This window comes from Faecalitalea cylindroides ATCC 27803, from assembly GCF_000469305.1.
In the GTDB taxonomy this organism is placed as follows: domain Bacteria; phylum Bacillota_I; class Bacilli_A; order Erysipelotrichales; family Erysipelotrichaceae; genus Faecalitalea; species Faecalitalea cylindroides.
Window position 1 is genome coordinate 17536 of the sequence record NZ_KI270996.1, and the last position, 13625, is coordinate 31160.

9 protein-coding genes are annotated in these 13625 nt (G+C 32.7%); 6 read left to right on the plus strand and 3 right to left on the minus strand.

The window, feature by feature from the left end; genetic code table 11:
- Positions 1–256: 256 nt before the first annotated feature.
- Positions 257–898: a PAQR family membrane homeostasis protein TrhA gene (trhA, locus tag HMPREF0367_RS05040; RefSeq protein ID WP_015536041.1), complete on the plus strand. Its 642-nt coding sequence runs from the start codon at positions 257–259 to the stop codon at positions 896–898.
- 122 nt (positions 899–1020) lie between these two features.
- Here trhA and HMPREF0367_RS05045 read toward each other — a convergent pair whose 3' ends face one another.
- Both HMPREF0367_RS05045 and HMPREF0367_RS05050 read right to left on the minus strand, forming a co-directional pair.
- Positions 1021–1515 carry a hypothetical protein gene (locus HMPREF0367_RS05045; RefSeq protein ID WP_035401814.1) on the minus strand — a complete coding sequence of 165 codons (495 nt, stop codon included), beginning with the start codon at positions 1513–1515 and terminating at the stop codon, positions 1021–1023.
- Between the two features lie 49 nt (positions 1516–1564).
- Positions 1565–2095, minus strand: coding sequence for a hypothetical protein (locus tag HMPREF0367_RS05050; RefSeq protein WP_035401817.1), 531 nt, complete (start codon positions 2093–2095; stop codon positions 1565–1567).
- Positions 2096–2299: 204 nt separating this feature from the next.
- Between HMPREF0367_RS05050 and HMPREF0367_RS05055 the strand changes: the two genes are divergently transcribed.
- Positions 2300–3424: a PTS sugar transporter subunit IIC gene (locus HMPREF0367_RS05055; protein ID WP_051335181.1), complete on the plus strand. Its 1125-nt coding sequence runs from the start codon at positions 2300–2302 to the stop codon at positions 3422–3424.
- 427 nt (positions 3425–3851) lie between these two features.
- On the opposite strand, the gene HMPREF0367_RS05060 is transcribed toward HMPREF0367_RS05055, so the two are convergent.
- Positions 3852–5759 carry a P-loop NTPase fold protein gene (locus tag HMPREF0367_RS05060; RefSeq protein ID WP_035401819.1) on the minus strand — a complete coding sequence of 636 codons (1908 nt, stop codon included), beginning with the start codon at positions 5757–5759 and terminating at the stop codon, positions 3852–3854.
- Positions 5760–5857: 98 nt separating this feature from the next.
- Here HMPREF0367_RS05060 and HMPREF0367_RS05065 point away from each other — a divergent pair, with 98 nt between their 5' ends.
- From HMPREF0367_RS05065 to HMPREF0367_RS05080, 4 genes are all read left to right on the plus strand, one after another.
- On the plus strand, positions 5858–6679 hold the full coding sequence (locus HMPREF0367_RS05065) for a ParA family protein (RefSeq protein WP_035401822.1): 822 nt from the start codon (positions 5858–5860) through the stop codon (positions 6677–6679).
- A 19-nt stretch (positions 6680–6698) separates the two neighbouring features.
- On the plus strand, positions 6699–7643 hold the full coding sequence (locus HMPREF0367_RS05070; protein ID WP_035401825.1) for a ParB/RepB/Spo0J family partition protein: 945 nt from the start codon (positions 6699–6701) through the stop codon (positions 7641–7643).
- 280 nt (positions 7644–7923) lie between these two features.
- Entirely contained in the window at positions 7924–8595 is a 672-nt protein-coding gene (locus HMPREF0367_RS05075) for a hypothetical protein (protein ID WP_035401828.1), read from the plus strand.
- A 107-nt stretch (positions 8596–8702) separates the two neighbouring features.
- Positions 8703–13595 carry an LPXTG cell wall anchor domain-containing protein gene (locus HMPREF0367_RS05080; protein WP_051335182.1) on the plus strand — a complete coding sequence of 1631 codons (4893 nt, stop codon included), beginning with the start codon at positions 8703–8705 and terminating at the stop codon, positions 13593–13595.
- The last annotated feature ends 30 nt before the right edge of the window (positions 13596–13625 follow it).

A 13625-nucleotide genomic window follows, 5' to 3' on the forward strand; every position in this document is an offset into this window, starting at 1 on the left:
AGAATTCTCCTAAAGCGATAGCTTATATTAATTAAACATTATTCTTTATATTATTTTGCTCTATACAGTATAGAATACTTATCTCACCATCATTCAATATTATTATATAATAACGCTATATAAAAATAAATCATCGCAAGAGATGCAACAAAAAAATAGTTTTAATATGTCATCGTTTGATAATCAAATCTTTTTTTTAATAGTTGAAAAAGTTAACAATTAAGCCTATAGTATACCTATGAAAAAAAGTAAAAGTATGAAATACACATATCCATTACGCTTTTCTGAAGAAGTTGGTAACTCAATCAGTCATGGTGTAATGGGTCTATTATTGTTGTTTACCTTGCCATATTATTCTATATACGCATATCTAAAAGGTGGTCCAAAATTCGCAACTGGAATCGCAATTTACTTTATTTGCCTTATCTTCATGTTCATGGTTTCATGCCTGTATCATGCTATGAAACATGAAAGTATGCATAAATATGTGTTTAGAAAACTCGATCACATTATGATCCTTCTTGCGATTGCCGGAACATATACACCTATTTGCTTAACTTTAATGGATGATTTTACTGGAATTATAATCCTTGTCATTGAATGGATCATGGTTTTATTTGGTATTTTATTAAAATCAATTGCAAAGAACAGTCATCCAATTTTATCAATGGTCATTTATATGGTTATGGGATGGCTTGCGATTTTTGTAATTCCTGTATTGATTCAAAAAAGTTCACCAATCTTCTTAGGACTTATTATTGCAGGAGGTGTTCTTTATACGATTGGTGTGTTCTTTTATTCCAAACCACAAAAATATATGTTTCACTTTACCTGGCACATTTTTATTGTTCTTGCATCGATTTGTCATTTAATCGCAATCTTATATTTCATGATTTAATCTATTAAAAAGATGGATATCAAAATTGACTAGATATCCATCTTTTATATTTTCGAATTTTTTATTTGCGAACAATCATTTTATCTTAAACACATAGACATCAATATTTAATCATTGACCATCTATTCCAAATCCTCCATCAATTGTGAGTAAAATTCATAGGTCTGTTCATCGCCTTTTTTATTTAATAAAATATATGAATCTTTTGTCTTGATTGCAATATATGAACATTGATTCCAAAATATATATACTTTGCAATTGCCAAACAACTCACTATACCCTTCTCCTGCTGCAAATTCTCTAGTATCAACACCTCTTGAAGATGCTACATTTTCCTTCATAATTTGGCTTCTAGGTATTTTTTTATGTGGTTTTATTGGTCCTCTAACTTTAGTGGAATCAGATAATAATACATCATTTTCAATATATTCTATTTCTTTTACTTCATCTAATTTAATTATCTCTTCTAAATTGTACCCTTCTTCTTTAATCACGATTTCATCGTTACCATATTCAATTTGAATCGTTTGCAATGAAGTAAAATAGAAAATGCAAATAAGTGCAATACCTATACCTAGTCCAAAAATAATACATGGTATTAAATAAGCCTTTTTCATATTTCCTCCAACAACATTTATAAAGATTTATCATTTACGTACAGAATAATTAATCAATCTGATTTATAGATGATCTTATTTTATCATAGAATTGTTTTGTTGCTTCTTCTGTTTCCAAATTAAAAATAAATTTTTCATTCTCTTTATCCGTATAAACATAAATATAATTCTTAACGACATAAGTTATATAAGCTCTACATTTCGGCACGGATAAAAGAGTCGTATCGTCATCTGTGATATTAAAAGCTGCATCACCAGAATAATAAATACCATCATCCCATCTATATCCATTTGCAGATAAATCGAGTTCTACATCTTCAAAATATGTAATATTTTTAATATTGTTAAATCGAATAATTTCATCTTTCTTAAAGATTATCCGATTCTCACTCATCATTGCTTGAATAGGAGGATTATCAAAGCGAGCGAATATCATAGTAGAACATATAAAAGTTAAAATCACACACAAAATAACAATAATTCGTCTTTTCTTTTGTTTTATGAATACTTGACAAAAAAATGCAATTATTATGCACAAAACAGAAATTATTATTGTTAATTGAGTATGATTTATTGGCATTACGATTTTCCTCACGAAATTTTAATATAGTAGTATTTAATTTTATTATACCCCCTGATTTTTGTATTACAATAAATTTTCAAACAAAAATTTTGGTATTATCTTTGTTTCAAAAAAAATTTTAAAGTATATACAAATATTAAAAGATATATCTTGTTAAAAACAAAAATACTCTACTATACTTTCAGTAAGGAGATGTTGCTTATGATCAATAAATGTAAACACGGAGTTTCTATTTTCTTAGATGTACTCTCTTCTTGTTTAATGCCATTAATTCCTATGTTAATTGCTGCCTCAATGTTTAAAACACTTGCAGCTATTTTAGGCCCTGATATGTTACACTGGGTATCCGATAAAGACGCTTTATACATTTTATTAACTTTTACCGGAGATGCTGGATTTTATTTTTTTCCGATCATGATTGGATATACGGCAGCGAAACATTTTAATTGTAATGTCATTCTTGGAATGTTTATCGGCGCCATCATGCTGCATCCAACTTTTGTACAAATGGCCGAAAACAAAACGAATTTTAATGTCTATGGAATCCCTTGTCATGTACAAAATTATTCTTCAACAATTATTCCCATCTTATTATCTGTTTTTGTATTCTCGTACATTGAAAAATTCTTTAATAAATATATTCCTCAATCTTTATCGGCTATTTTCTCTCCCACTTTATCAATTGCCTTGATTTTACCAATAGCTCTATGCGTTTTAGGACCCCTAGGTTCCATTATAGGAGAATATATAAACTACAGTTTAATTACGTTAGGAAATTTGGGTGGATTGGCTACAATTCTTTGTACAGCCTTAATTGCTGCTTTTTGGGAATATATTGTCATGGCCGGCATGCATTGGCTTTTCATTACTACAATATTCATGATATTAGCGCAAGAAGGTGTTGAAACAATTATTGCTCCATCGGTTTTGTTAGCTGCATTTACTGTAGGAGGAATGTGTTTTGGAACTTTACTTAGACTGAAAGAAAAAAAAGAAAAATCTTTAGCTGTCTCATATATTATTGCACAAATGATTGGAGGTGTTACAGAACCTGGATTATATGGAATTGGTGTAAAATACAAACGACCTTTTATAGGGATGATGTGCGGTGGATTTGTTGCTGGTTTATTCGCTTCCATCGTTGGATTACAAGTATATAACTTTTTACCGGTTGCTAGTTTTTTGGCGCTTTTAAGTTTCGTCGGAGGTAGCACCTTAAATCTTATTTATGCCATCATCGGTGCAATCATTGCTTTTATAGTTTCCGCATTAGTAACATATATCTTAGATATTAGAGAAAATGAAAATATACAAATTAAAGAATAATACCATTCAAGAATAATTATATTTATCTATAGAACACATTTTGTAATGCCTCTAATTTAATATTCCATTATATATAATAAATTCGTATATAAAAAAGCCCAAATACTTCTATACATATTTGAGCTTTAATAATAATTTACACTAATATTCTTAAATGTTCTTTATTCAATAATGGTGAGGCCGATGAGACTTGAACTCACACGGGATACCCCACTACCCCCTCAATTTGACTTAATATTAGGAATTTTAAGTACTTTTAACTATTATTTGAGATTGGAAATGAATTAACAGGAATATAAAGGATTTTTTCAATTAAAAGTATTTCACTTACATAGCCAATCCACGCGGTTGGCTAACCGGAAAGGGGTGTATAATTTGCAAATTGAACAACATTACCAATGTTTAAAATTTTTTTACAAACATTGAGCTATTTATTTCCTAAAGATTTTAAAATACGATCTATTCTCTGTTCAATATTCCTTATCCATACTTGTATTACCGGATCAAATTGAGAAGAATCGTTTAATTCCTTCATTCTAACTTTAAGTTTATTCAAAGATTTAAGATTTTCCTGGAGAGCAGTATTATTGTTCCACTCATTAATTTGAGATAAATATACTTTATATAATGAATCAAAAATTTTTCGTAACTCTGAACCATACGTTGAGTGCTTAATCACATTCAACATTTTGTCAATAATTTCATCGTTCAAATAATTTATATTATGTATAGTAAAATCATCTAAATAATGTACTTTTTCTTTTTCAGATGTAAAAAAACTATTAAATGGATTGATAATAGATATATCCGTGTTATTAACCGATTTTAGTATCTTAATATAATTTTCATATATATCCATCTCAATATTGTTTTCTAGAACAATATGTCTTAAATCTTGGATTACAGTTTTTGATTGATTTCGACCATGAATTATTATTCTCAATTGATAAAGGAATTCCTGTATCAACTCTTTTTTAACTATATTTTGTTCTTGTAAATACACGAAACTATTCAAAATTCTTTTATACATTAATGGATCAATATCTTTCACATGCATAGTTAAATATATTATTTTTTCTCTTATCTCTTCTGCATTCCAATCAGACCAATTGTAGATATGTCTAATTGCTAAGTCTATCTCATTTTCAGAATTAACTGTATCGTAAAATTTCCAAATGTTCTGAACAAAATTGATATCATCAACATTAACAAGCCCTCTAATATAGTCGACCAGATAATCTTCTAACAGATTTAACTTGTCACTTCTTTCGACACTTGCCTTAAAAAATAAGCACTCTTGAAAAAACTTAACATTTATATCTTTAATCAACATAGATATTTCTTTATTTAAAGACGAATTTGTTAAGCATTCAAACAGTCCTATTATTTTACTTAAATAAAATTGATAGGTTCGTAAGTTTTTATGATTGTAGGTAGTCATAATTTTAGCAATATCATCTATGGATCCATCAAATATACTAACTAACTGCTTATAATAATCCTTATTGCTTTTTGTCGATAGGACACTATCATGTATTTGTTTAATTGTATCGTTTAACGATACATCAAAACTATATGTTATTCCAATCACTTTTTCCTTAATTAAAAAGTATTTACTCTTTTCAGAGAATAATTTTTTCACTCGTTCTTTTAATTTTTTATCATCAATCTTCTCTTTAGGTATATCATTTTGATACCCATTATTATTTCCTCGACATTTTTCCTTCATCAACTGTTCCACCAATTCAGTTAAAGCGTCTTGTTCTTCCTTAATAATTAAATTCGGATCTTTTGCGATTAAATACTTCAATTCTAAATTACTTGTTTCATAATCTATTTCTTCTTCATTACCCAAAATGATTACTTTATATTTTTGATGTTCAACTAATCCATTAATATACCCAAGGACTTCAACGACTGGGATTGTAGATCTCTCTAAATCATCTAATATCAATACGAGATTATTCCCTTCAAGAGAATTCTTTTTAATCAAATTTAATGCCTGATCAACATACTTTTTATCTACTCCTTTTGATTCTAAAAGATCTAATGCAATAGAAGTTCCAATTTTTGTTATTTCATATTTCTTCTTATATTTTTCACCAAAAACATATTGTAGTTTTATCTGTTTATTCAAATCATTAATACTATCCAGTCCATATAACGATATATAAATACATTTCTTATTTTTAGCGATAAAGGACTCACTTATATATTTTTTTATAAAGTAAGTTTTTCCACATCCCCATACACCATCTATCATTATTGCATATGAATATGTATCATCTTTTAAATATCTATCTAGTACTGAATTTAAACTATTTTGAATTATCATGCTATTCCTCCCTCTTATTAAAGTATATAGCACATTCATTATATTTTACATAGCCTACCCAAGCGGTTGGCTTTTTTGTTAGAAAGGAGGCAAATACTATGCAATCGAACGGTAATGTAATTGTCATTGCCAATCAAAAAGGAGGTGTTGGAAAAACGACTACGACCGAGAACGTTGGAATAGGTCTCGCAAAAGAAGGTAAGAAAGTATTACTCATCGATTTTGATCCACAGGCTGATTTATCTGCTAGTCTAGGAATAAGAAATTCTGACAATATGGAACATACGATTTGTGAAGCTTTAAATGGAACTATTAAAGACATTCCAATTAATTTTGATGACCTGATTATCCACCATGATGAAAATGTCGATATCATTCCAAGTAATATTGAACTTGCAGATTTTGAATTAAAGCTTGTTAGCGTCATGAGCAGAGAACGAATATTAGATATGACACTTGAACCATTAAGGAAGAAATATGATGTCATATTGATAGATTGTCCACCTTCTCTAGGAATGTTGACAATTAACGCATTATCTAGTGCAGATAAAGTATTAATTCCAGTACAAGCTCAATATCTACCTGCAAAAGGCATGACAAAACTACTTGGAACAATTAACAAGGTTCAGCACCAAATCAATCCACGTATTAAGGTATTAGGGGTTGCTATCACTCTTGCTAACATGCAAACAAATCTGGCAAAAAGCACTGCAGATACACTACGAGAACACTTTGGGAATCACATCAATGTATTTGATACGATCATTCCCATAGGTGTAAAAGCTGCTGAAGCAACGGTGGTTGGTAAAAGTGTTTTTGAACATGCAAAAGACAGCAATGTTGCCAAAGCATATGAAAAACTAACACAAGAAATTGTTCATTCAGAGAAACTGAAACATAAATGCATCCAAGAAAGATAGATGAAAGGATGTGATCATAATGAGAAAAATTGATCTTGGGTTGCCGACTTATGAAGAATCACTCTTCTCTACTGAAGAACAAAGACAAGAAGCAAAACTAGAAAAAGTCATGAAGATTCCAATTGATGAGATTCATTCATTTAAGAATCATCCCTTCCATGTAAGACAAGATGAAGAGATGCAAAAGCTCATCGACAGCGTTCTTGAAAATGGAATCTTGATACCAGTACTCGTTCGTCCGGACAAAGATGGCAATGGGTATGAAATGATTTCCGGGCACAGAAGAAAGTTTGCACTAGAATTCAACGGTGCAAAAGAAATTGATGCAATCGTCCGTGATCTAGATGATGACCAAGCAACCATCATCATGGTCGATAGTAATATCCAACGAGAAAACATCTTGCCAACAGAACGTGGTTTCGCCTATCGCATGAAGCTGGAAGCAATGAAACATCAAGGAAAACGAACAGATCTAACTTCGTCCCAAGTTGGGACAAAGTTAAAACGTGCCGACGATCTTTTAGCTGATCAAGTTGGAGAAAGTCGTAATCAAATACAGCGCTACATTCGCTTGACCTATCTTGTAAAGCCTTTACGGGATATGGTCGATGGCATTCATGAAGATGGTTTCACGATTGCACTCAATCCAGCTTATGAACTTTCGTTTCTTACGATCAAAGAACAAAATGAGTTGGTACAAATCATTCAGGATACATTAGCGACTCCAAGCCTATCTCAAAGTCAGGAAATGAAAAGAAAAAGTCAAGATGGATCATTGAGTCCGGACACCATGATGGATATGTTGTTGACTGAAAAGCCAAATCAAAAAGAAAAACTCAGTTTCAAGATGGAGGAAATCAACAAATATTTTCCTCGATCTTACACACCTAACCAGAAAAAAGAACTGATCATCAAGCTGTTAGGTGAGTGGCAAAAAAAGAAAGAAAAAGCTCAATCCCGTTAAAGAAATGAGCCTTTTTCAGCGTAATTTGGGGGTTGTACGTTTCTTTGCGCCATGTGTGACTGAGTTTTCCCCCTATAACCCCCTTTACTTTCCGAAAGGAATCACCTGTAAAGGCTTAAACTCATATTATTTATCTTTATTTATATATAAGAAAAGAAATCATGTTATTTAGATAGGTTTTATATTTTGTCTTATCGCCAAGAATAAAAAGTTTCACATTTGAAGATTTTCAACTTCCAAATTATCGTATGGATAGAATCGATAACAAGGAGGTATTTCCATGAAAAAGGTTTTTGTCTTGATTCTCTTGTTTTCATTAACCGGTTGTGCTGCTCAAACTTCAGTTCCTAATACAGAAAATACACAGACTGACCCAAAAATACAAGTTAATGCTGCAGAGATTCAGACTGAAGATAGTGATTTGGTAAATGGTTCAGTTTTTTCATTAAGCGGTAAATCACAAAACGTTAAAGATACTGAAAAACAAACGAACACACAAGAAAGCAAAACTAAACATAAGAAGGAAGATGCAAATGTTTTTTCATCAACAACGAATCCCCTTAAAGATACAGAGGAGCCTCATAAACACAACTGGAAACAACAGTATAAAACTGTTTATCACGAACCTGTTTATGAAACAAGATATGTAATTGATGAGATCGCCTGGGATGAATCAATACCAATATATGAAATGAGAGAACATGTCATATGCAACGTATGTGGAAATGATCTTACCGTTTTAGGAAGTGAAGGCATATCCGACCATATAAAACAACACTCCCTTCGTGGCGAAGGCGGATCTTGGCGATCTGAATGGATCCAAGAAGTTGTAGACTATGAGGTCATTCATCATCCTGAAACAGGACACAACGAACAAATTGTTGTTCAAGAAAGTTTTGAAGAAAAAGTTCCTGATGGAATGATTTGTTCTATCTGCAAAAGCACGAAATAGTTACATTTTTTAGACAGTACAAAACGTACTGTTTTTTTATTTAAATCAAACAAAACAAAGTTATAAGCTCGATATTTATTAACATTGCAAAGAAAGGAGAACAAAACATGCAATATAAATTAAAATATTTCTTTATTTGTATCCTATCCTTATTTATCACATTAAATCAGTGGATACCTATACGAGCCAATGAAATAAGTGAGAATCTTGAACCAACAGTCGAATCTTTCCCTTTTTCTCTATCATTAACTGGTGAAGGTACAGCAACTGTAATCGACTTTGAAGGAAATCACGACATATCAAAAGGTCAAACATTTTCTTCGAGTTATCCATGCGGAACAGAGATTCAGATAAACATTCAAGCGAATGAAGGATATTTGATTTCAAATATTACAAATCAAGGAAAAACAATTCCAGAATTCACCGAAGATGAATGCGAAAAAGAAATTATATATACCACTACTGATATAGAATCTAATTTTCAAGTTATCTTTGATAAAAAAGGTGCACAACTCGATTTAAGTAACTCAATCTCAGACGAAAGTTCTTCTAACACCCCAAGTACAGACGAATCATATGATGCATCTTTTTTCCCAAAAGGATTCAATGGATATGGTAAATCTAAAGCTCGAGCTGGAGGATGGTCCGTTTCCCGACTTGAAGAGTTTACTTGGGCAAACGGTGCTGGTAGCATTCATAACGGAAGATGGACTTTATCGAACGGAAGTTATGCTTTTTGCGGTGAAGCATTAAATGCGTCGCCTGACCCAGGAACTCCAACATCCGAACCAACAGTTTATGACAATTCTAATGTCCGCAAAGCCTTGTATTATGGCTTCGGAGGCCCTGGAGATATATTAACTTCTCAATATGGAGAAGCCGGTGCTGTCGTCTTGACCAATGAGGCTTTATCCAATGCATATTGTGGAACTTGTATTTCCAAGGCCACATATAATGGATATCATTGGAACCTTAATGTAGGATCGATCGTAAATTCAATCTATGGAATGCCGGATCCAATCCAATATGGATATGTTGCTTATAGAGTGGAAATCGCTGGAACCGGAACAAACTGGCAAGGTCAGCCATCCCCTTTTCAAGATCTATTTTTTATCAATCCTATGCCAACAGGAGAATTACAAATTTCAAAAAAATCGTACAATCCAGAAATCACAGATGGCAATTCCTGCTATTCTCTTGAAGGAGCAGAATATGGCATTTTCACGGATAGCAATGCAACCAATCGTGTTGATACACTAACGATTGGTAAGGATAATACATCAAATATTGTTAAGAATCTAAAAGTTGGTACGTATTATATAAAGGAAACAAAAGCTCCTAAGGGATATGCGTTAGATCAAAATATTTATCCTGTACAAATTGAGTCTGGGAAACTAACAACAAGAGAATTTACCGATTATCCACAGTCGGATCCTATTAGCATTCTTCTAGGAAAAGTCGATAAAGATACCAATTTAAACAAACCGCAAGGAAGTGCTTCTCTTGCCGGTGCAGAGTTTACTGTCAAATTCTATAAAGGAATCTATGGAAACGATCCTGCATTGGAGAATATCAAACCGGACAAAACTTTTGTATTCGCGACAGATGAAGATGGATTCATCTCTATCGATGAAGAACACAAGGTATCCGGTGATGATTTCTATTATAATTCTTTAGGATTGGCCACTTTCCCACTGGGTACACTGACCATTCAAGAAACGAAGGCTCCAACAGGTTATTATCTGAATTCAGAAACATTCGTTCGTACCATCACATCCGAAGGTAACGATGAATCTGTCTACACGTACAATCAACCTATTGTAAAAGAAGAAGTATTAACAGGAGAATTTGAATTGGTAAAGACCATTACAGATGGTGATGCTTCTGAAATCGTGACAAATGAAAAAGGGGCTGAGTTTGTTGCTGTTTTAGAGACGGATTATGTAGCAAATAACAAAGATATTCAAAAAGCTTTGGAATATGCAAAAAAGAATCGTTCAACTCAAGAATATGCCGTGCTTACGACCAATAAAGAAGGACACGCTGCTTCTGGTAAACTAGCTTTTGGTAAATATGTTATCCAACAAACAAAACGTGGCACCAACGCAGAAGAAACAGATATTTTAGAAGGTGTTTTTACTTTTGAAGTGTATGAAGAAAACGGAAAAGCTGTTGTTCGAGGAACGAATACACAAGGCAATGCATTAGAAATGGGCGAAGATGGTAAAATGCACTATCATATCAACAACCGCCCAAGTGATTATTATTTAAAACTGATCAAAGTGGATGAAGAAACGGGTAAACAAATTACCCTCTCAAATGCTGTTTTTAAAGTCAAGAATTTAGACACGGATAAATATGTGTCACAAAAAGTTAGCGGTGTCTGGGTTGATGAATTTAGTACCAACAACGGATATGTCATCCTACCTCTAAAGCTAGAACCTGGTAATTATCAATTGGAAGAAATTAAAGCTCCAGAAGGTTATCTATTAAACTCAAAAAGCAAACCTTTTGTAATCAAACGAGATCAAGTTGGAAATATTGATTCCGATGGAGATTCTTATATCACGGTCAGCATGGAAAATGTGGCTGTCAAAGGAACTATTTCTATCGAAAAAAATGGAGAAATCTTAACTTCCATCAAGAAAGATGATAAAGGAAATATTCAATTCTTCTATGAAGATGCATTCCTAGCTGGTGCAACTTATAACATTTATGCAAATGAGGATATCTTAGATCCTGCTGATGGCAGCGTATTGTTTAAGAAAGATACATTGATGGATACAGTGACAACGACAACAGAAGGAAAAGCCGTCAGTAAAAAACTTCCTCTAGGAAAATACTATGTTATCGAAAAGAAAGCTCCTAACGGTTTCATCATCAATGAAGAAAAACATGAAGTAGAGCTTATCTACAAAGATCAGAATACAGAAGTTGTATTTGATGAGACATCATTCCACAATGAAAGACAAAAGATTGCTTTAAATATCTTAAAAGAAGATAGCGAAACACATACTGCTTTGGCTGGTGCTGTGTTTGGTCTTTATGCAAAGAATGATATCAAAGACAACAAAGGCAACATATTAGTGAAGGCAAATCAACTTATTGAAAAAACAAAAAGCAATAAAGAAGGAATATTGGACTTTGAAGCGGATCTCCCATTAGATCAATACTATATCAAGGAAATCAAAGCCCCTATCGGTTATGCATCAACAGATGAAGTCTTTGAATTTGATGGATCCTATCAAGGACAAGATGTTCATACGATCATCTACAACAAAACATTCGAAAATAAGATCATCAAAGTCGAAGTTTCTAAGAAAGACATAACCAATGATGAAGAAATTGCCGGTGCTTTCCTAACTATATATCCTAAAGATGATGAAGGAGCTATCTTTGATTCATGGATCAGTGGACAAGATGGTGTCAATGAAGATGGTACGATCAAGCCTCACATGATCAAAGGTCTTGAAGTTGGAAAGACATATATCCTTAAAGAAATTAGCTCCCCTCATGGATTTGCTCTTGCACAAGATATCGAATTTACTATCAGTGACACTGGAGAAATTCAAAAAATAGAGATGAAAGACGAACTTGTTGTTGGTCAATTAAAGTGGAGAAAATCCGGTGAAATCTTTGATCAAGTGGTTACAGGTCAAACGGAATTTGGAAAAACAGAAAGCCCTGTATGGAACAAATCCAACCTTCTAGGTGCAAAGATCACAATTTATGCTGCAGAAGATATCAAAATTGGTAACCATACGTATTACAAAGCCGATGAAGAAATTCAAACCCTAGAATCTGACTGGGATTACGTATTCAGTAAAGAACTTCCTGTAGGTCGTTATTACTACAAAGAAACTACAACTCCACATGGATATGTCATCGATACCAACAAACATTTCTTTAAAATTGAAGACAACCAGATCAATGAAATCCAGATCATTGAATCAACGCTTAAAAACGAACGCCCTACTTTTGATATCGATATGACAAAAGTATTGGAAGAACAAGAAATCTTTAAAGATGAAGATGCCTATAAAGATATCGTTTTTGGAATCTTTGCTAGAGAAGATATATATGATTATATGGGCAATGTTGCCATCGAACATGGAACGATGATCTCAACAACTGAAATCACAAAAGAAGGACATTTAGAAACGGTTCCAGATCTTCCTAATGGTGTTTACTTCATCAAAGAACTTGCAACCAACGATCAATATGTATTGAATGATACAGAATACGACTTTGAAATTGGATATAAAGGTCAGGATGTTTCTCATTATGTCGTAACGATCGGTTTAGATGGAAAGGTTCCTAATGAGTTAGCTCGCGGCGATATCTATGTTCAAAAGAAAGATAGCAGCGATCTAGATAAAGTCATGAAAGATGTTGAATTTAACATCTCCATTCATGAAGATATGAGCGAAGTCATCCAATCATCAAAAACTGATGAAAAAGGAATCGCAAGCTTTAAAGATCTTGAACTTGGAACATATTTTATTCAAGAAGCAAAACCAGTCGATAGATATGTTATCAATGATCATATCTATAAAGTTGAAGTCAAACAAGACGGAGATGTATTGACGATCGTCTGCGAAAACAAACCAACTGAAATGGAATTCAGTAAAGTCGATATCACAACTGGAAAAGAATTGCCTGGTGCTAAGATGCAGGTTACAGATAAAGAAACAGGAAAGATTATCGATGAGTGGGTATCTACTGATGAACCTCATAAGATCAAATATCTTGTGGAAGGAAAAGAATATATCTTAACCGAAAAAATTGCTCCAAAAGGATATGAACTTGCCGAAAGCATTACCTTCACTGCAAAAGATGGAACGAAGATCACTATGAAAGATAAACTTATTCCTGAGATTCCACAAACTGGAGACCAGACAAATCTTGGTCTATGGTTAGGATTAAGTGGAATCAGTATTCTTGCGGTGATGGCATTACTTGCTAGAAAGCGAAAGAAGGATGATGTTGATGAAAAATAACCTATCACTCATTATCCTGCTCATATTTAT